Here is a 21,290-nt window from a genome sequence, read left to right as displayed (position 1 = left end):
AATTGATTTGGCCGGCAGGCTCAAAGTTAGTGCAGTTTTCTCTGCATTGAGTGCTACGCTATGCTCGGCCATATCTAATGTTTCTGAGGTAATTACTGCATTTGCACTTTTAACGCTTAGCGGCAGGTTGATATTTAAAGCAGGAACGGTTGTAGCGCCACTATTGACAAAAACCATCGTCATATCATCCTGGCCTTTATATGCGGTGACGCTAATTTCGCTGTTATTTGCAACTTTCCCAATTTGTACCCTGGTACGGCCGGTTGCATATTTAGCGTAATGAGAAAGCACGTAGCCCCTCTTTAGCGTTTGGCCCATGGTGGTGCCTTTATCTCCATCGCCCAACATGCTGTACGATCTTTTTAAGTACCACCAGAAGTAAGCGTTAAAGTTATTCTCCATGCAATCATTCAGTTCTTTGGCGAGAACTAAGGCTTGCGCCCAGCCCATTCCGTCGTTCACCTCGTTTAAGAGGTGCTCTGTCATCCAAATTTCTTTGCCTTTTTGCCGCGCCAAAGGATAGTCTTGCAAGCCGCCGCCATACAAGTGGCCACCGGCAATATCTAAGTTGTTTACCGCCACCGGATCGTTAAGCACAGGGTCCGTGTACATTTTCTTAAAGTTGACCGCTTCTGCAGCAAGCACTTTGGCGTTGATGCCTCCGGCGTAGTTTTTTATAAAATCAAGTATTTGCGTCGGCGACCATTCGCAACCGTCGTATTCTGGACTCCAATCCGGCTCGTTTTGAATAGAAACAGCCTCTATGGTGATGCCCTTATCTTTCATAAAGGCAATAAAATCATTAAGGTGCTGTACATAGTCGGCATATTTTTCTGGCAGAAGGTAGCCGTGAAGGTTGCTATTGCTGCTTTTCATTGCAGAGGGCGGTGTCCATGGAGATGCTAAAATTCTTGCGCCTAAAGATTGTGCCTTTAGGGTTGTAGCCACATCACGGCCCCAATCTGCTTTGTTGGGATAAATCATAATCCGCATCATGTTATAGCCGAGACCATCTTTTGAATACATCTTTTCCACCTCGGCGGTGCTGAGCTGTGGCGCTGCCCAAACATTGTTCATCCCACCAAAACCGGTAACCGCCTGATAGGTGATACTTGGGTCAAAGCTGAGTTCTATAGGTGCCGGGGCAGCTTGTTTTACGTTTAATGTAGTTTTAGCGCCCGTTTTTTTGTTGGTAACGGTTATCTCCTGTGTCCTAGCCGTAGCTTTATTGTTTGCAGTGTATTTAAAGCTAATTCTGGTACTGTTACTTTGGTTTTCGTTTCCGCCTTTCAAATAGGTAAATCCTGACAAAAAACCTCCTGAAGACGTAGAAAGTTCCCATTCTGTATAAGACCATTTTATGGTAAGTTCGCCTGTTCCGGCAGTGCTTGGAACGGTAATTTCTGACACATTAAAGCCAATGCTTGAGTCTTTTACTACATCATCCTTTTTTTTACAGGCAATAAAAAATATAAACAGAGCCGTTAATAAGGCTATGGTTCTTCTCATCTTTAAATGGGTTAATATTATTGTTACTTTATTGATTAAGTAGAGCACTCTTTGTATTTAGGTATTTGCCGTTAAGCGTATTTTTTCTTTTTGATGAAAACATGGTAAAAACAATTAATACTGATGAAAAGTAGTTACGCTTTTAGCAGGAAGTGTATAAGAAAAAGCATTATTAGATAATTTAACAGTTCCTTTATAGTCCATATCCTCAGTTGCAGATGTTCTGTTAACTTCCATAGTACTTAAGCCAGATACATTAGAAAAAGAGAACAAATGACTTACCGGAGTGTCACCATTATTTACCGCAACCACAACAATTCCGCCTTTAGCATAGGCGGTAACATACGTATCAGGACTTGGATTGTAGCTAGCCGCTATACGAACTTTCCCCGGAGTTATCCACTTTGCAAACTGCCCCGCAACATAACCTGCTTTATATATCGCACCGCTTTGGTTTACCAGGTTTACAGAAGCATCATTATCATTAACCCACCAGTAAAAATAAGCGCTCATCTGGTGGTTCATACAGTCTTGCATTTCTTTAGCTTGGATTAATGCATTGTTGATATTATCACGGCTGTTTGCCACGTAATGTTCTGTTTGCCATATCTTTTTCCTTTTATCTAAAGCATTCTGATGCGTGTATAATCCACCGCCATATAAGTGCCCGCCTATAATAGCGATCTTGCTAGCCACAGATGCATCGTTAAGCGCAGGGTCTGTATAAGCATCGTTAAAACTAAATGACTCGGCATACACAATAGGTTTCCCGATAGTAGCCGAGTGATCTATTAAAAATGTGCGCATCTGGCTCTCGGTCCAGGAAACTACCCCGCTAGGATCAATAGCGCCCATATCCGGTTCATTTTGGAACGATACGTAATCAAGCTTGATGGTATTTGCAGCCTCCTTTAGATAATTGGCATAATCCGCATAATATTGAGGGAGCAAATAACCCCCGGTACTTTTTCCATTACTGTTCCAAGCTACGGGCGGAGACCATTCAGACCCGAGTACTTTTGCACCGGCCGCGTGTGCTGCCGCTGAATTTGCAATCTCCTCTCCCCAGTTATTCTTATTCTGGTCCACACGTATCCTGAGCAAGGAAAACCCCAAGGTATTATAAAGTGAATTGTTTTTGGCCGCACTAAGGGTACCGCACCAGGCCGAGGAGAAACCAAAACCGTCAATCTCCTGATATTCTATACTTGAATCTATAGAAACTTTTACCGGCATAGGCGCTTCTTGCGTTACAGTGAGCGTAGTTTTAGCGCCGGTAGTTTTATTGGTAAGTATAATATCCTGTTTTCTCTCTACAATGGTGTTGTTGGCCAAATAATTGAAATTGACCTTGGTAGTGCTGCTATGATCAGAACTACCGCCTTTTAAATAAGTAAATCCGCTAATAAAGCCGGTCGGATCTGTTGATATCTCCCACTCTGCATAAGACCATTTGATGGTAAATTCTGCTTTTCCAGCTTGAACCGGAATCGTAATAGCTTTGACCGAAAATATAGCAGCACTGTCTTTTTTAGCTTTTTCTTCTTTTTTACAGGCTATAAAAACTAAAATAAACGCAAAAAACAAGTATAGGTTTCTTTTCATTTTATTGGGCTTTTAAGTATTGAATTTGTTTACTGTTTATCATTGTTGGTTATTGTTCTTTTAAAATTTTAAAAGAAGCTATCGCACTTCCTGCTTCCCCGTTTTCTGAAAGAGCCTGCACATTTATCACGTAAGCACCTTCTAAATCAGAAGTATAAAATTCCAGTTCTGTTTCCCCGTTTTTACCAATCTGGCGGTGTGGCTCCCAAAATAAAGTTGTCCTGTAATCGGGCATATGGGTGCGGTTGGCGGTATCACCGTTGTACATCGGCGAGTAAAACTGTCGTTCTTTTTGAAGGCCATCGTAATCTATCACCAACGCCGTTTTTGGTAGCTGATAGCCTGCCATATCACCTTTATAGCTATGCAAACTTAAAATCCCCGAAAAACTGTTTCTCCCGTACAAATAGCTCCCGTCTACAATCTCTATCCGTTGCAACTTTCTGGGGTCTGTGGCAATAACGGTATTCCCGTCGTCAAATATCGGGACACCATCTAACAAGGCAAAAGGAGCCCCATTGTGAAATGCATTAAGCTTAGTATCAAAAACCGTAAGCTGGTAATTCTTTTTCCGCTGCGATACCATCACTTCGGGCACGTATTCTCTTAAAACCTCTTCCATGGTGGTAAAGCGAACATAATCGTCTAGCTTGTAAATCTTATCGGGCTTGCTGTAAAAGAATGAGGTATCTGCCTGTCTGGCAGTTTCTTTGTTGAGATATTTAGAAAAATAGATGTTGTTTACCTGCGTAGCTACACTTCTCTGCAACAAGCTGTGCTGATTGGGGCTATAATTAAAAACTCCGTCAATACCACTAGCAAACAGGCTGGAGTAAGGCGAATTTATTTCAATATGCAACAGGCTATCGGTACGGAAATCTGTTTGCGCTATCACTTCGTTGCCGCCATAAAAATCTCTGGTATAGAAATTAATTTCGCCATTGCTGTTGGATGACGAGGTATAAAAGCGATAGTTGCGCCCAGGCACAGAAAGAAAGGCCATGCGGTTGGCAACAGATACATTGCTTAATGTGCTGCTAAGCCTTCCGCTTACAATATGCCCGTCAACTTCGGGCAGATATTTAGGCTGATGTTCTTTTTCTTGTAAAACATCCTCCCATTTAAAACGCCGCCAACCGTGTGTAAGCATCAGCTTGTCTATATCCTCGGCAGAAGCTTCGCTGAGATACCAACTGGCGTTTTTTATTTTTCCTTTTAGTTCTGAAGTTAGCCATAAACTGGTAACAATATCTTCATAATTGGCAACCGTATCGGCTTTATAAACGCTGACCGAAAATTTAGACCCGGCCGGCAAGCCTATGCTATTTTTCTGTTCAATATGCAATCGCACTTTTTCCCGGGGAGTGTAATTTGGTTGATTAGTCCGCAGGTTGATGTTTAATAAGTTTGTAGGTTTTTTAAAGAAGAGGCGTTCGCAAAGTGCATTTCCGTTAGGCCCAAACAGCGTAAAATGAGATATGCCGGCGCCCAAAGAATCTAAAGGAACGGTAAAGCTGCTTTCCGGGCCTTGCGCTCCTACCGTTTTTACAAAAACTGTTTTATGGCCCGAATGTACAAACAGCGTAAACATGCCCTGCTGTTGCAACTTATTTTGTAGCGACACAGAAATATTGGAGCCATCATTTTTGAGCGACATAACCGCTCCGTTCTCAAAAATTTGGGGCAACAGAACCGTAAAGGCGCTGGCCGCTAAAGGCTTTACAATTGCTTTATAAGTTTGCTTGCTGTTTGGCGTAAACTCAAAGCTCCCGATTCCTGTTTTTGTGGAGCTAAAACTAGCCACAGTATCATTGGCGCTGTTAAGAACTATGGCTTTAAACGGAAAATTGTTTCCGTTTTCATCAACCGCTTTAAACGCAACTTTACTTGTTAAGCCCGAAACCAAATTACCTCCCTCAGGGAAAAACCGAAGGGCAAAAGATCCTGCTTTTGTATGCGGTTCTAAAGGTTCCTCTTTCAGTGTGTTGTATATATCCAGGCTTTTATGAAAGTAATACGCCGCATCAGCGTTTTTCATCCAGCTGGTATAACTCCGCAGAATGTAACTCCCCGACGGTAAATTTACAGGCGCATACAATGTGCCACTCCCCTGCCCGTCCTGCAGTTTTACTTTGGCCTGCAATACCGCTTTATTTTGGCTATCCAATAGCTCCACGTAAGCCACTTTGCTCACCTCAACAGGTCGGTTGGTATAGGCCTCAACATTGTATATTTTAAACCAGATAATTTCTCCGGCCAAGTAGGCATCCTTATCGGTATGCATATATATTTTCTCCTGAAAATTATGTTCAAGATATTTATCAAAACTGCCCCTTAACTTACCGGCACTTGTTTGCTGGGCATGGGCATCATTTAAAACTAATGCGTTTATCAAAAGAAAAAATGCAATTATATTTTTCATTGATGATCTTTAATTTGGCCAATAATCGGGTTTGATGTTTGAGCCTCTTAACCGGCAATCGATGCATTCTCTCGAACTCATGGAATATTTGACCTTTCCGTCCCTCAGCTGTTCATCGATAATTAACTTATTACCGCCTAAATAATATAAAAGGCTGTCTTGCGAGGAGATGAAAGCTTCACAGGATTGCCGGTAAACCCAATCATAGCTGGCGGCGGGTTTGTCTTTATAGCTGATGAACAATCTCTTTTGCGATACTGTGCCGGCACTAACCCAACCTATTACCTGTTCTCCGGGATTTGACGTACAAACAATATTCCCTTGAAGTTCAGAAGGCTGCGAGTCGAATATGCTTCCAATTTGCTCTGTATTTTTCCTCATATTTACCAGGTATTGGTAGGCTTCTGGCGTCAAGCCATATTGGTTTACTAAAATGCTGTACATATAGGCTACCTTTACAGAGTTGCCTATAATATGGATAAGCGGAAAAAACGTAACCTTATCTTCTGTAAGCCGTTCTGTTGTTTCCAACAATATATGTGATGATTTGGAAGTGCTCCAACAGTATTGAATATTAATGTTGGGATCGCGTGTTACCACTTTGCCGTTTTTATATTCAACCGATGAGGGAAATGGCGACCTGATTTCCCATGTTTCCTGATAGTCCCACTTATAATAGCGGGTATTTCCAGAATTATCGTGGGTATGGATATACACCTGAAATCCCTTGCTCTCTACCGCAAAATTAAGGCTGTCTATCTTGGGGCTTGCTTTCCCGTCTAAATATGCTGTTTGGTAAGTTTTTCCGTCGGCAAGCTTAATGCTAAGCATATAGTTTTCTTCTAAACTAAGGTTTTCGGTATTTAAAACGCACTGTCCGTCTTCGCCCGAAAAGCCGTTTAAAAGCGTTCCTTTATTTCCCGTTATGGTAACTTCCGCGTTTTTTTCGGGGACGGTTACCTGCCAGTCTTGCAAATCACCGGTACGGCTAAGCTTAATGGTAGTACTTGTGCCGATACTGATAAAACCTTCTACTACCAACAGGTTTTTATACTTTGCATCCACCTGTGGCGTAAACGCATCTTTACACGCACAAAACAGCAAAGCAAAAAGAAACATAATTATTGGTGTAGCCTTCATTTAACTCCTTAATTTGGCCAGTAATCGGGTTTAATGTTTGAGCCTCGCAAACGGCAATCTATACAGTTATTGTCACCTATAACATAGCCTATAATATTTAACCAGCGGTCTCCAATATTGTCTACAATCCCATTGTTGCCGTTCATATAATAATCTAAACTATCTTTAGTGATGTTGAAAGCTTGGCAGTCTCGGATATAAAGCCAATTTCGGCCTATTGGCTTATCTTTATCGGTAATAAACAATCTTTTTTTGGTCATGCTACCAGCGCTAATCCAGCCCAGTACCTGTTCTTGCGGATCAGAAACGCAGTAAACATTTCCTTTAAGTTCAGACGGTTGCGAGTCAAAAATACCGCCTATCTGTTCGGTATTTTTCTTGATGTTACGTAGATATTGATAGGCCTGTTGGGTTAAACCGTATTGTTTTACCAATATGCTATAAGTAAAAGCCACTTTTTCCGCATTTCCCTTTACAAAATTTATGGGCATTTCTGTTAACCTGTCTTCCGAAAGACGCTCTGTAGAGCCCAACAGGATGCGGGCAGACCGTTCATTCCGCCAGCAATAGGTAATATTCAAATTTGGGTCTCTGTTAACTACCTGTCCGTTTTTGTACTCGAAATATGATTTAAGATCCGACCGGATTTCCCAGGTTTCGTCATAATCCCATTTATAGTATCTTGTTTTATTTGCCTGGTCATGTGTATTTACATATATCCGGAAACCTTCGCCTTCCAACTTATAATTTACGCTGTCTATCTCCGGCGCCGCTTTGGTCTCCAGATAATCGGTTTCATAAATTTTACCTTTCGCGTCTGTTAGCTTTAAGCGGTAATGTTCGGTAAGTTTCAGATTTTGGGTCTGTAACACGCACCTCCCGTTATTGTCTGTGGTTCCTTGCACCAATGCGCCTTGGTCTCCTTCTATTCTTACTTCCGCATTTTTTTCTGGTATAATGCTTTGCCAGTCTTGCAGATCGGCAGTGCGGCTAAGCCTGATGGTGGTTTCTTCGCCAATGTTTATAAAGCCTTCTACTACCAGTAAGTTTTTGTACTTGGCCTCAACTTCGGGCGTAAAAGCATCTTTGCAGGCAAAAAAAGCCAGCAGACAAACTACGGGTATAAGATGTTTCAATGTTTTCATCTGAAACGGATATTATAGCTTATAAAAGGTATTGCCGTACCGAAAATCGATAGCTGGTAACCGTTAATTATTTTGTTTTCGCTAGCAAAAAAGGTAGAAAACACATTTTTTCTCCCGGTAAGATTGTATATGCCAAATGTCCAGGAATTGTGCATCAACTGGGCTTTTTTGTGGTTCCCTAAAACATTGAGCGAAATATCTGACCTAAAATAATCTGGGATGCGGTATTGGTTCCTATCAGAATAAAGCAACCTTTGGCCTCCCTCGTAATAATATTTACCTACCGGAAGCGTAATTGGCCGGCCTGTACTGTAAGTTAGGTTTAGCGAAAAACTCACCCGGTGCGAAAACCGGTAGTTGCCTATCAACGTAAAATCATGTGGCTTATCATAATTGGCAGGGTAATATTGGCCTCCGTTAATAGAATTGCCCCCGGCAACATCTTCTGTTTTTAAAAAGGTGCGCGAATAGGTGTAGCTTACCCAACCGTTAAGTTTCCCCGAGAGCTTTTTCACCATAAATTCAAGCCCGTACGCTTTGCCAACGGTGGGCAGTACATCCTGTTCAATTTTATGGTTCAAGATTAAAACTGCCCCGCTTTTATAATCTAAAAAGTTGTTGATTTTTTTAAAATACCCTTCCAAAGATGTTTCTATGGTATTGGATTTAAAGTTTTTATATAAGCCTAAAGAAATTTGACTACCCTCTTGCGGAGCAATATTTAAATCGCTCAACTTCCACACATCTGTTGGCGAAACGGATGTGGTATTAGACAACATGTGGATATACTGCCTTTGGGTATTGTAGCCGGCTTTTACAGAAAAATCAGGGCTAAGCGCAAATCTGGCACCCAAACGGAACTCTGGCGCATGATATGTTTTTATCGGTTTGCCGTTCCCGTAAGATTCTACCGAAACGATATTAGCATCGTTTTTCTCAAAACCGGACGCATAAAAGTTTACATCAGCAGGCCCTAAATAGCTGTAGAACGAATAGCGCAGACCTGCGTTCAACGTAATGGCATCTGTTAAATCATAACGTTGCTCGGCAAAAACAGCACTTTCTAATGCCTGTTCTTTCGGTAACACATCGGCAATTACCAAAGATTTGTTGCTATAAGGTTCAAGCGAACCCGGGCTGTTTTTGTAATAAATAGTGCTTGCGCCAAAATCTATATTCCATTTAACGTTGGGGTAATAGCTAAAATTCGCTTTTAAGTTGCTCTGGGCTATGTCAAACTTAAGCCTATAATCTACATCGTCTTTATAGTTGCTGTAATTATTGTAGCTGTAATAGTCATGTCCGGCAGATAAAATGCCGTAAATTTTGTTGTTGAATGTATGTTTCCACCGCAAGGCTATGTTTCTGTTGCTATACTGGAAAGTGGTGTCTGTTGCCAGGTTAGATTTATCATTACTGAAATACCCAGTAGCATAAAAACTATTTTTCTCATTCTGCTGATGGCTAAGGTTTAAATTAAGATCATAAAAGCTGGCCTTTGCACCCTGATAACCGGTACTCTTTGGCAAAACATCCATAATCCAGTTAGAGTAAGTAGTTCTTCCGGCCAGTATAAACGATGTTTTGTCTTTAATTAAAGGCCCTTCTATATTCAGTTTGCTGGTAATTAAACCTATGCCCGCCGTACCGCTAAACTGTTTTTTATTTCCCTCGCGACCGTTAAGTTCGAGCACCGAAGAAAGCCGGCCACCAAACTTCGCCGGTATACTGCTTTTATACAGTTGTACATCTTTAATCACTTCGGAATTAAATGCCGAAAAGAAGCCGAAAAAATGCGATGGGTTGTAAATAGTGGCATCGTTAAAAAGGATAAGGTTTTGATCTACCGAACCGCCTCTAACGTTAAAGCCTGTGCTTGATTCCCCTACAGATTTAACGCCCGGAAGGGTAAGCACCACCCTCAGCACATCGGCTTCGCCAAAAACCGTGGGCACTTGTTTAATGGTTTTAATGTCCAGTTTTTCTATCCCCATCTGCGTTTGGCGGATATTTGAACTTTTATCTGTAGTAATTACTACTTCCTTTAATGCAAAAGGCTCCTCTGCCACGTTGATATCCAATTTACCGTCGTTCTGCAATAAAATCTGACGGTGAGTATCTTTTAAACCAACACTTCTGACATTGAGCTTATGTTTCCCTTTTGGCAGCGTAAGAGAATAAAAGCCGAAAGCGTCTGTAACTACGCCCAAACGGGGATTATCAATAAAAACATATACCCCCGGAATTGGCTCTCCTGTTTCAGAATTTCTGACGTTTCCGGCGATGGTAGCTGTGGCCTTGGTAGAATTTGTTGAGCGGCCAATGGTGTATAATTTATTTTCAAGCGTGGCAGGAACAGAAACTTTTTTTGTGGAAAGATCTGCTACCAGCTGTTCATTCTCTTTTACAATTTCTTCTTTTTTACCGGTAAACTGCGATGGGAGGTGTGTTAAAATTTTCTTGCCCTTCGTAAGAAAAACTGCGTTCTTAAAAATAGAATAATAAAAATCTGTCCCGGTAAAAACCTGATCAAAAACTTTTTCTACCGGCATATTTTCGGCACTAATGTTTACCTTAAGGCTATCAAACGCTGCCGTTTCATAATAGATACGATAACCCGTTTGCAATTCAATCTGTTTTACCAATTGCATTAACGGCTGGTTATTGAGGTGCAGATTTAAATACTTGGTACGCTCTTGCGCACTTCCCCGCAATGCCGTTAAAAAAACAAATACCAGTAGAAATAGCTTAATCTTCATTATATTACATCTTTGAATCATGCCATTTCAATAAGGCGAGCATTGCTTTTTCCTTATCTTTCCTAAAATTTATATGCTGGCTTTTAAGATACTGCTGGCTTTCTTTTGACGTATGCGTATCGCCAAACACGCTGAACAAATCTTTTTTGTTCCGTATGCGGATATAACTGCTGTCTTTATGCACATAATAAAAATCCTGTTGCTCAACAGTCCGTTTAACTTTGTATTGGGTAGTGGTTTCGCTTATTGTTTTTATTCTTTTGGCCAATAAATCAACCTTGCCGTTATATAAAAGCTCAAAATATCCCGGACGTATTTCTTTCGCTTTTATATCAGCAGGTCTGATATGAACAAAGCTATGCCCGTGCAGATAAAACGAGTCAACATGGGCTTGTTTAAGTACTATTCCGCTAACCCTATCGTAGTTTAAAAGCACTAACTGGTCATGCACCAAATCGTACTCCATATCCACATTGTTAAAAAGATGTCCATCATAAACAACCGAGCCTTTGGTGTACTGATTGCTGAGAAACAGGGTATGCCCGTTTTCGTCCAATCTTAAATCAGGGAGATATTTTTGGCCGTCGTATATCGGCGCTTCGCTTTTTAATTGGTTTAAGTAATTATTGACGGTATAATTTGTTGCATGGGCTACAAAAAGGCTATCACTTATTGTCTGTGATCTAGAGGGTAGAGTAAAAATTAGTACAAACAATGCGCTTAACAGTCGCACGCTTAATTTCATGGGTTTTAGATTTTGTGAGTTGCGGAAATCTAATATCTCCTACTCATATTTCGGGAAATGTAGTCCATTTGTATATCAACAAATAATCATCTATTAAGTAAAGTATCGGGAGCAATTGCCCCCGATATCTGCTAAATTAAACCAACAAAACTCAGCTATTTTCCTTTTAAAGCTTCCGCAACGCCAACATAGGCCGGTTTACGTGTATAATTGCCCAAGGTCCACAAACCTATCGGTTCTCCGGCTCTCCAGCTTGAATTGTCTGGGCTGTCTGTAGGACTCCAAATGGTAATACCGTAACGTTGGTTTGCAGGGATAATCTCAAAATACTTATCAATAACGTATTTGTACATATCGGCCTGCGCTTGGTAATCCTCTGCGGTGGCCTGGGCAGTTTTCTTTTTATCGCCGATACCCATATCCAGTTCTGATACCTTGATTTTTTTACCTGTAGCTGCAAGCAGAGTGAACATCTCTGCTATTTTCTGCTTATCAGAGGTAGTAGAAATATGCATCTGGGTACCAATACCATCTACCTTTGCACCTTTGCTTTCTATATATTTAACATAATCTATCAAGCCTTTGCATTTATCCATGCTATACTCTAGGTTATAATCGTTTATAAAAAGTAGGTCGCCTGTGTTTCCGTGCTGTCTGGCTAATTTAAAGGCTTCCACCGCATAGTCTTTGCCTAAGTAGTCTTGCCAATAGAACTCATCGCTGGACATGTTTGTTTTGCCTACGCCGGTTTTAAGGTTGTATGGGCTACCGTCATCCATTGGTTCGTTTACCACATCCCATGCTTTAACATAGCTTTTGCAGGTATCTACCATACTAGAAATAAATTTGGTAAGCGCCTCGGTAATAATGGTTTTCTTTTCTGCCGGGGTTTTTTCGATAATTTGGTCTTGTGCACCTCCATATCCTTCTCCTTGCGCTGTACGTCCACGGGTTGAGTTATTTCCCCATCCGCCCCAACCGTCTGCATTATTTTCAAAGTCACTGTTAGCAATTAGGTTGACATTGCCGTCGGAAGCCATTAGCTTTACATTGTCAATAGTTACGGTACCAACATAATCACCAAAACTTATCACCAAAGCATTACGGTCGGCCTTGGAGGCCGTTGTTTTAAACTCATATTCTTTCCAGCCTTTGGTAAGCGCAATGGTTCCAAAGCCATTAGAAGAATAATCTGAGGTAGATTGAATCTCTGCTCTAATGTTTCCTTCAACACTTCCTTTGGCAACAAACTTAAGTGTGTATTCTTTATTGTTTTCCAGTACTGGCGTTAACCCATAAGCGACTTGGGCTTTGTAAAAGTCGGTAGCAGTTGGGTTGGTAAAGAAATAAGCGTAGCCACCGTTTCCGCTACCTTTTTCGTTATACTTTTTCAAGGTAACGTTGTCAAAATAATAAGTAGTGGCATTTTTACCTAAGTTAAAAGCTATAGCGCCGCACTCGGCCATGTCACTAGTAACCGTGATGACTTTGGTATACTTTGTCCATGAGGTAGTGGCCGAGATACTTCCAAAGAAATCATAAAACTTATAACTGTAAGGAACGGTATGGGCTTGGGTACCAAAATTAGCAGGAGCATCTGCTTTTACATCCATACTAAATTCGTATTGCTCTCCTACTTTCACTACCGGGCTAAATTTTATAAAAAATTGTGCATCCCAATCATTTGTCCTAACAGCGTCATTGGTTATTTTTAAAGCCCGGCCTTGTCCGTTAGCCCCCCCGCCCACTGCGGTAAATGAAAGCTGGGCATTACTATTTGATTCATAATTGGAGTTGTTATCTGTCTCAAAATCTGCTTTGGTCACCACATCCCAAGTAGGTTGGGCCGTCCCCGGAATTATTATAGGTGCAATCAAACCGTTCAGATACTTGGCATTTTGGTTAGCATGCCAGCAAAGCGTGTGGCCATAAACCGATATACCTGCGTCTGAGGCTGTTTTTAGCAACTCTTTTACATTGTCCAAATCTATTTTACCGTCGTCTTTAACTACGGCGCCGTGCTTCATCTCGTAACCGAGTACAATTTCTTCGAAATTGCTGTTTACCAAACGGTACATGACGCCTTTATTCACATAATCCGACAAAGAAACGGCAGCCCCAAATTTAAAATCTGGATTTGCTTGTTTACTCAAATATGTTTTCAGAGGCTGGTAGGCATCTATCTGTTCCTGATTTTCAAAGCTTACTGGCTTATCTACATGAAAATCTAAAACCTCATGTTTAACACAGGAAGCCATCAGCATCGTGATGCTAACGCCTAAGGTTAGCTTATAAAAATTTTTCATATCCTTTAATTTTTAAGCTTAAAAATTATTTGCTCACCGCGGTAAAAGTGTCCATGGTTACACCGCGGTCACGCATAACCAAAGTATCAGTTGAACTTACGTTCATATTTGCCAAATCTATCTTGTAGTCCAGATACAAAGCATCCCTGTCTTTGTCGCCCCAGCTTTTCTTTTCTCCCTTTTTAACAAATTTTCCCGTTCCGCTTGCTGTAAAACTGTTATCCGTACTTGTAATTGTACAGTTACCAGCATCATCAAAACTTAAAAGCAACTTGCAGTTGATGTTCTGGTTATTTTCATCCTTAAATACTGCTGTAAATTCAGATTTAGTTAAGGCATTGGTTACTACCGACACTACTTCGTCACTTTCTACATATTGTTTATGCCTAACAATTGTTTTGCTTAAAGCAGTATGCCCTGCTTTACCAACAATTACATCTTTACCTCTACGCAAATAATTTCCGGCCCAGGTGTTGATATATTTTAAGGCATAAAGTGTATAATCCTTACCAGCCAATAAAGAGTCGGCATTGTTTACGTTAATCATTTTTAACGGAATAACATAATTTCTCTTGAGAGCCAATGGATCGGCAAAAAAAGCGTCTGTTAACTGTACCTCAACGCCACCTACAATTGCACCTTTAGGGATTACAATCTTGTCAGACGCTAACGTGTAATAATTTGCTGGCATAGCAACTATATCTCCGCCAGTATTAAAAGCTTTATTTGCCACGAGGGAATTATCCACTTGGATACCTATTGTAACATCTTTCTTATTTGTATACACCCCGCCCATTGTAGCCATTATCTGGCATTTATGTGCATTATCAAGCGAGGTGTCAAAAACATCCTCACCAAGTGTGATGGTTCGTACCGGAGTTTGGTAGGCGAAATAAACCGCCTGAAACTCAAAATCATCAAATTCCCATTTCCCGTTCTTGCAAGAACTTAAGCAAATGGAGGCTGCTAGGAGCATCAATAATATTTTTTTCATTTCTTTTTGTTTTAGTCTATTGTATTTAATTCTCCCATTTATTGCCATCCTTGATTTTGGATAAGACTATTATATTTTAAGGTTTCGCTATAAGGGATAGGGCCGTAAATCATATAATCCTGATAGCTTCTATTCTCCACATTGATAATAGTATAATTTCCCGCAGAAATGCTTACGCCTTTTGCAGTTTCAGTCAGGCTAGCATCCCATCTACGCAGATCCCAAAAACGGAAACCTTCAAAGCATAACTCTAATCTTCTTTCGTTTCTGATTAAGGTTCTCATGGCATCTTTATCGTTCTTGATCGACTCTAGGTAAGGGTCACTAGTACCTCCTCCGATACCTGCTCTTTTTCTGATGGCTTTAATTACATCATAAGCCGAATACGTATGGCCACCGGTTCCTAATGGCCCCCAAGCCTCATTAGCAGCTTCGGCATAAGTCAGGTAAATCTCTGTATATCTAATATGTGGCGTAAAATGCTTTTGAGTAGTTGTTGAAGACGGATTTAGATTCACATCCTGCCTTAACAACTTTTTCAAATAATATCCGGTTCTTGTAGAAGTTTCTACTTTGTTTAATCCATCGTTAGTAGTTCCATCGGCGGAAGTATTAATTGCGGTATTTGCAGTACCCGCAGTAGCTCCATTTATCAAAATGTAAAGGTTTAACCGTGGATCGCGACCAACGTACGGGTTATTTTTATCGTAGTTGCTGTTGCCGTCGGTAATAGGGTAACCGTTAGCCATTGGAAAAGCATCTACCAAGTTTTGGGTAGGATTTACTCTGCCACTACCGTTTAGCGTTGGTGGAAAATTATTTTTCTCTAAATCGTTACTTTGACCTATGTTACCTCTCCATAAGATATCGGGAGGATTAACCCCTGCACCTAAACCGTCAACACCACCATCTTTATTATAAAAAACAAGATCTTTGCTAGTTAAATTAACTAGACCTCCTCGCAAATCAATAACGGTAGCGGCATCGTCAGCAGCTTTTTTCCATTTAGCCGCATCTTTTGATGGGTTGAAGGCCGGGCTTGCAGCAAGTAAAGATGCTCTTACCCGAATACCTTTTGCTATTCTACCGGTCATACGTCCAACAAAGCTCAGCCCAAAAACCCGATGATAGTCGCTTCCACTAACTCCCGCATACTTAGCAGGTACAGGAGAAGTATCTGAGTAATCCAACGGCAACAATTCTTCGGCTGCAGCTAAATCATCGTACAACTGCTGAATACAAGCCTCAAACGTAGCTCGCGGCTGATTAAAATCAGAAGTTACCAACTCGTTTTTCAATAAAATAGGTACACCCAGCAGGGTACCATCGGTTCCTATACCTCCATGACTTTGTAACAAATAAAACATAAATAAAGCTCGCAAACCGTATGCTTCACCTTTCATTCTATCATTAAACATCCTTTTGATAACCGGATCTACAGCCCATTTCACACTGTCTGATACTGTTAAAAACTGGTTTAGATATTGAATAGCAGAACGGCTATTGCGCCACTGATCAACAGGATTATTCATCGAAGTCCATTGGCCGGTAGCCATTTTAAGAAAACCGCTACTCTTATCATTAGTAACAGCATCATCTGTTGCTACGTCATTAAAAGAGTAAGAATTTGTCGGGAGCCTAGTATAGCCGTTTAATAACAAACCCTGTGCATAACTTGCATTATTGTAGGCATTTTCTAAATCGAGGTTGTTTTGTAAAGGCGGCTCAAACATATCGTCACAGCCACAAAACAAAACCACTGCGGATAAACAGATTAATATTATTTTTTTCATGCTTTGAAAATTAAAATTTGATTTATTGAACGTCACTAAAACATTGCTTTTACGCCCAGATTATAAAATCTGTTTTGCGGAGCAGAGCCGACGTTAAGTTCTAAAATATCTTTTTCTTTAGCTACGGTTAACAGGTTAAAGCCGTTTACATATACGCCTAAATCTTTGATAAAGCTTTTGCCTAATAAAGCTTTAGGAAGTTGATAAGAGATTTGAACTTTTGCTAAATCGAACCTATCTGTACTGTACATCCAAAAATCTGAACTATAGTAATTATTATCGCTATTGGCTGCTGTTAACCTTGGAAAAGTAGCCGTAGTTTTAGTGTCTTCTGTCCAACGGTCACGCACAACTACAGAATACTTGTCTTCCCCATCAACCCAGAAGTAATTACTGTTTTTCATAGCTTTAGCTCCCATACGTCCGGCTCCTAAAGCGTAAAATGTAAAGTTTTTCCATTTTGCAGTAAGGTTAATACCTAATGTAAACGGAGATCCGTACCGGCCACCACGTCCTAAGTAAACCTCGTCTCTGGAATCAATAATCCCGTCTTCGTTCTGGTCTATATATTTGATGTCTCCTGGTTTTACACCGCCCCCTGAGGCTATTGCAGATTGGCTTGGAGAGTTATCAATTTCCGGCTGATCCATAAACAATCCGTCGCTTTGTAATCCAAAAATAGCGTCTAGAGGTCTTCCAGATCTGTTCTGATACGCAAACTCATACTGTGAATCTCCAACTCTAATATCAGCTTCTGTTTCGTAATAAGTTCCGTTAAAGCCCAATGTCCAAGCTACAGCACCTAATTTTTTATTAAAATTTAAATTAAAATCGTACCCTTGGCGCTTGTCGCTATCGTAGTTTACGTAAGGAATATCGGAATATACCGGCCATCCTGTATAAAAGTAGTTCGGATAAATTGAATTTGGTTGTACAACTTTACCCTTCATTTCACTAAAGAATACGTTTCCGCTAAACGTAATTAAGCTTTTTAGTAATGAACCTTCGATGCCAAAATTTATTTCTCGTCTTTGTGGGAAAGACATATTATAGTTATTACCTCTCCGTCTATCGAAACTATGCACTAGCTGTCCGTCGTTCCAGCTGTACCATGCGGCATCATTATAGGTATAATAGCCTTGATATAAATAGTGGTTTTCAATTTCAAGATCTGTATTCAAGATTCCGGCAGAGGCAGTTAATTTAAGGTTATCTATAACTGAAACATCCTTCATGAAATCTTCTTGGCTAATTCTCCAACCCAAACTCAATGTAGGTGAAATTCCTCCGCGGTTTCCTTCTGGAAGTTTTGTAGAATAAGCATAGGCGCTACTAAAATCTGCATAATATTTGTGATCATAGTTATACCCAACCTGCAAACCTAAATTAGAGTTGTTTGTTTTATAATAAACGCCCGACTCTCCAATTTGGTAGCCGTACCCTAATAATATTGCTGAGACATTATGCCGTTTGTTGAAAGTTCTGTTATAATCAAACTGTCCGGAAAGGGCTGATGCCTGGCGATAATAACTATTACTGATATTTTCGTTTCCTGACTTAGAATCATCTCCGAACTTTGTTAAGCCACTAATCTGGTCAAACCCGGCATAATTATTCCATTGTGCCTGATAAACAGCATAATTGTTATTAAATGACTGTGTAAACGAAGTCAGATAATCTATAGCTAAGCTTGTTTTAAATGCTAATCCTGGAGTTATTCCGTTTAAGTCAAAATCAATACCCGTATTAAATTGAAACTGGCGGTTGATGTTTTTATTGGAACCACCTCCATAGATGGTAGCAAAAACATTCGTTTGATCTAATTGCGTCCCTCCTAGTAAGTACTTTCCATCAATAATGTGATTACTATTGTTTACGTAAACCATTGAAGGATCGTCGCTTTCCTCTATCATACTAATTGGTATTAAAGGGGAAAATCTATTCGGTCGAACAGTTGCTGCACTTCCGAAATAATTGGCATTAACACCTTTAGCGGTATAGAAACTGGCTGAAACATCTACATTTAACTTGATAATTCTGTTCAATTTCATGTCAATATTTCCGCGAAGATTGAATCTGTCCGCTCCTCGGCTCTTGGTTGCTTCACCAAAATCTAGCAATGAGCCATTTGAGTTAAAACCCAAATTGGTGTAATATTGAGCTTTATTACTTCCTCCCGATATTTCTGTGGTAATATCGTACCGATTATAAGTGGACTTTAGATAATCAGAGGAATAGAAATCTATATTTGGATACCTAAATGGATTGGATCCGGAGCCCGAATTGTAGATATCATCGTTAGAGTATAGCGGAGCCAAACCATCATTTGCTCTAGCCTCATTGTACAAGGTCATATATTCAGCAGACCCTAAATACTCTGGGTATGATTTAGGCACAAAAACACCCGCATTACCTCTTACATTTACCTTTTGAGCATAATTGCCTCCTCTTTTTGTAGTGATGTACACCACGCCTTTTGCAGCGTTACTTCCATACAGCGCTACCGCACCTACGCCTTTTAAAACTGTGATTTGGTCAATTTCACTAGGCATTACGTTGTTAGCATCTCTAGGCACCCCATCTACTAAAACTAAGTAACTGTTGTTACCCCAAATATTTCCGTGAAAACCTGGAATTAAAGCTTCCAGGTTTTCTAAACTGTAGGTCTCATAGTTCTTTTCCATCAATCCATCCACATCTAACACTGAAACGCCTCCAAGCAAATCTTTCTGGGCAATTTTCCTAAATGCTACCTGTACAAGCGAATCTTTTGTGCCGGTTGTTGGTATTGAGTCTATTTGATTGGTTTTTAAGTCTGTAGCTCTGCTTGTTATCTGACTACTTAATTTACTATTTATATTTAAAGCCGCCTTTGCCGAATTTAATCCAGACAATCCCGTTGCGAGGGTAAGGCAAAACGCTATTCCTATTTTTATTTGCTTCATTTTGGTCTCTTTTAAATATTTAACCAGCTATTACCATCCCGGATTTTGTGCAAACTCCGCGTACATATTAACATCCACATTTTTTAGTGGTAACCAATAGTGTTTCTCGCTGAACTTTCTCTCCAGAATTACCACTTCACGTAGGTTGGCTACTTCGTTATTTGTAGCGTCTTCCTCATCAAATGTGCCTGTACGATCAAATTCTACTGATTTTTTTAAAGTGTAAGGCTTTTCTATTAATAAACGCCATCTTCTTAAATCATTGAATCGATGTCCTTCAAAAGCAAGTTCTACCGCTCTTTCTCTTCTCACTTCGCTCAAAAACAAATCAATAGAGCTAGTAAATTTTGCATTTACATGTTCTACTGTGGCTCTGTCTCTGATTACGTTGATAGCCTCAACTGCTGTTTTGCTAAAATTAGGTGATTTGCCAGTTGCTCCAGTTGCCCCGCCATAACCCACTGCAGCTGCCTCGGCATACATTAGGTAAATGTCTGCCAAACGCATATATGGAACATAAATATTAAGGCTATAACCCCAATCGTACCCATGATCGTATTTATTTGTAGTAAGCGGAACAAATTTGCGTAACACATATCCTGTGCGGCTTCCGGTATTTAGGTCTCTATAACTACCACCAGTATATAGATTGGCAAAACGATTAGGTTGTTCAGCCGGATCCGGAATCGCGCCTTTAACTACTTTCAATCCATCAAACATGATATCGTTATAAAAACGAGCATCGCGGCCTCTCCATGGAAATTTAGGATCGTATCCCGACTCAGGATCAGCTTTCGTAATATCTGGTATAGGAAGGCCGTTTGCCATACCGTAGTAATCCACATAATTTGCGGTTGGTACAAACTTGAGGTCTCCTTCAGATATAATTAGTGGCGTATATTGCTTACTGGTTCCCCAGTTTGAATCATTTGCAGACGAGTAAGGTCCCCTGAAAATAGCTTCTGTTGCTCCCGGAAGAGCCCATCCTTCTCCAGTAGTATAAAAGTTCTTGTAATAATCAGCAAGACTCACTAAGCTGTATTGGGTTGTTCCTCCTTCTGTAAGAGATAATAATTCGCCAAAGGCATCTGCCGCTTTTTTGCAATAGTCTACATTATAGGTTTTACTGCCGGTAGATTCATAATTCATTAACGGACTGCCTGCCCATAGATAATTTTTACCCAAATAGCCCAAAGCCATAATCTTATTAATACGCAGGCCATTTTTACCTAATGTTCTTTTCCCTGGAGCTGTATTATCCCAGTTTATAGGTAGTAAATCGGCTGCAGCTCTAAAATCTGCGGCTGCTTTATCTGCGCATTCGTTATAGTGAAGACGTTCCAAACGGATCTCGCCACCGGCAGGTATTACAAAATCTATATAAGGTAAACCTCCAAAATATTGGATTAATCTAAAATGAAACCACCCTCTGAAAAATAATAACTGACCTTTTATCAAGTTCTTTTCTTCTTGGGTTGCGTCGGTCATCAAATCCATATTCGCAAGTCCTATGTTTGCTTTACGAATGCCGTACCAGGCCGCATGCCAAAGATCTTTGTTAAATCTTCCGTTGGCTGTAGAGAAATTATTTTTATCCATCCACCCAGAACCCCAGCCATCAAATCCAGCTTGCCAGCCCCAGAAGTTTCCATCGTCTATTTTATGGATAAAATGGAAGTTGCCCGCGGTTGATGTAATCTCATCCTCGCCCCAATTAAATGAATTGGTCCAATAGTTATTGGTAAAGTTAACTATGCAGTTGTATAGCTCCTCTGTAAATCCCTGAAAATTAGTAAAGTTTTTAAATGCTTCTTTCTCAGAGATATTTGTGCTGTCTTCTTTATCCAAGTATTTTTCACAAGAAGATAGGCCTATGCTTGTCCAGACAACAAAGCATGTTATGATAATTTTTATATACTGTTTCATA

Annotated in this window: 12 protein-coding genes; all 12 read right to left on the bottom strand. The window is 40.3% G+C overall.

The annotated features are described in order from the left end of the window. The coding region (locus BCY91_RS15625) for a hypothetical protein (RefSeq protein WP_120182964.1) at window positions 1-1,509 on the bottom strand (1,509 nt) is incomplete at its 3' end. Between the two features lie 114 nt (window positions 1,510-1,623). Then, complete coding sequence (locus tag BCY91_RS15620; protein WP_120182963.1) at window positions 1,624-3,114, bottom strand: hypothetical protein; 1,491 nt, start codon at window positions 3,112-3,114, stop codon at window positions 1,624-1,626. A 49-nt stretch (window positions 3,115-3,163) separates the two neighbouring features. Then, entirely contained in the window at window positions 3,164-5,536 is a 2,373-nt protein-coding gene (locus BCY91_RS15615; RefSeq protein WP_120182962.1) for a Plug domain-containing protein, read from the bottom strand. Window positions 5,537-5,545: 9 nt separating this feature from the next. Beyond that, entirely contained in the window at window positions 5,546-6,676 is a 1,131-nt protein-coding gene (locus BCY91_RS15610; protein ID WP_120182961.1) for a DUF4249 domain-containing protein, read from the bottom strand. An 8-nt stretch (window positions 6,677-6,684) separates the two neighbouring features. After that, window positions 6,685-7,821 (bottom strand): DUF4249 domain-containing protein, encoded by a 1,137-nt coding sequence (locus tag BCY91_RS15605; protein WP_120182960.1) that lies wholly within the window; start codon window positions 7,819-7,821, stop codon window positions 6,685-6,687. Beyond that, the gene (locus tag BCY91_RS15600) at window positions 7,818-10,580 is read right to left on the bottom strand and encodes a TonB-dependent receptor (protein WP_182995411.1); all 2,763 of its coding nucleotides are present in this window, start codon (window positions 10,578-10,580) and stop codon (window positions 7,818-7,820) included. Before BCY91_RS15600 ends, BCY91_RS15605 begins: the two co-directional genes overlap by 4 nt. Window positions 10,581-10,584: 4 nt before the next feature. After that, window positions 10,585-11,325: a hypothetical protein gene (locus BCY91_RS15595; RefSeq protein ID WP_120182959.1), complete on the bottom strand. Its 741-nt coding sequence runs from the start codon at window positions 11,323-11,325 to the stop codon at window positions 10,585-10,587. A gap of 155 nt (window positions 11,326-11,480) precedes the next feature. Beyond that, on the bottom strand, window positions 11,481-13,631 hold the full coding sequence (locus BCY91_RS15590; protein WP_120182958.1) for an endo-1,4-beta-xylanase: 2,151 nt from the start codon (window positions 13,629-13,631) through the stop codon (window positions 11,481-11,483). Window positions 13,632-13,656: 25 nt separating this feature from the next. Continuing rightward, window positions 13,657-14,625: a DUF5627 domain-containing protein gene (locus BCY91_RS15585; RefSeq protein WP_120182987.1), complete on the bottom strand. Its 969-nt coding sequence runs from the start codon at window positions 14,623-14,625 to the stop codon at window positions 13,657-13,659. A gap of 38 nt (window positions 14,626-14,663) precedes the next feature. Beyond that, entirely contained in the window at window positions 14,664-16,418 is a 1,755-nt protein-coding gene (locus BCY91_RS15580) for a RagB/SusD family nutrient uptake outer membrane protein (RefSeq protein WP_120182957.1), read from the bottom strand. A gap of 35 nt (window positions 16,419-16,453) precedes the next feature. Continuing rightward, window positions 16,454-19,363, bottom strand: a complete 2,910-nt coding sequence (locus tag BCY91_RS15575) for a SusC/RagA family TonB-linked outer membrane protein (RefSeq protein WP_120182956.1) — start codon at window positions 19,361-19,363, stop codon at window positions 16,454-16,456. A 30-nt stretch (window positions 19,364-19,393) separates the two neighbouring features. Then, window positions 19,394-21,289: a RagB/SusD family nutrient uptake outer membrane protein gene (locus BCY91_RS15570; protein WP_120182955.1), complete on the bottom strand. Its 1,896-nt coding sequence runs from the start codon at window positions 21,287-21,289 to the stop codon at window positions 19,394-19,396. Between the last annotated feature and the right edge of the window lies 1 nt (window position 21,290).

Origin of the sequence: Pelobium manganitolerans, assembly GCF_003609575.1 — a bacterium.
Lineage (GTDB): Bacteria > Bacteroidota > Bacteroidia > Sphingobacteriales > Sphingobacteriaceae > Pseudopedobacter > Pseudopedobacter manganitolerans.
Note: the sequence above shows the minus strand (reverse complement) of the source record. Positions and strands in the feature narration are given on the sequence as shown.

What these genes read in the sequence shown, in the direction of transcription:
- BCY91_RS15615 (WP_120182962.1), bottom strand. Translation starts at nt 5,536, where the DNA reads ATGAAAAATATAATTGCATTTTTTCTTTTGATAAACGCATTAGTTTTA.
- BCY91_RS15570 (WP_120182955.1), bottom strand. Translation starts at nt 21,289, where the DNA reads ATGAAACAGTATATAAAAATTATCATAACATGCTTTGTTGTCTGGACA.
- BCY91_RS15610 (WP_120182961.1), bottom strand. Translation starts at nt 6,676, where the DNA reads ATGAAGGCTACACCAATAATTATGTTTCTTTTTGCTTTGCTGTTTTGT.
- BCY91_RS15580 (WP_120182957.1), bottom strand. Translation starts at nt 16,418, where the DNA reads ATGAAAAAAATAATATTAATCTGTTTATCCGCAGTGGTTTTGTTTTGT.
- BCY91_RS15585 (WP_120182987.1), bottom strand. Translation starts at nt 14,625, where the DNA reads ATGAAAAAAATATTATTGATGCTCCTAGCAGCCTCCATTTGCTTAAGT.
- BCY91_RS15600 (WP_182995411.1), bottom strand. Translation starts at nt 10,580, where the DNA reads ATGAAGATTAAGCTATTTCTACTGGTATTTGTTTTTTTAACGGCATTG.
- BCY91_RS15595 (WP_120182959.1), bottom strand. Translation starts at nt 11,325, where the DNA reads ATGAAATTAAGCGTGCGACTGTTAAGCGCATTGTTTGTACTAATTTTT.
- BCY91_RS15605 (WP_120182960.1), bottom strand. Translation starts at nt 7,821, where the DNA reads ATGAAAACATTGAAACATCTTATACCCGTAGTTTGTCTGCTGGCTTTT.
- BCY91_RS15575 (WP_120182956.1), bottom strand. Translation starts at nt 19,363, where the DNA reads ATGAAGCAAATAAAAATAGGAATAGCGTTTTGCCTTACCCTCGCAACG.
- BCY91_RS15590 (WP_120182958.1), bottom strand. Translation starts at nt 13,631, where the DNA reads ATGAAAAATTTTTATAAGCTAACCTTAGGCGTTAGCATCACGATGCTG.
- BCY91_RS15620 (WP_120182963.1), bottom strand. Translation starts at nt 3,114, where the DNA reads ATGAAAAGAAACCTATACTTGTTTTTTGCGTTTATTTTAGTTTTTATA.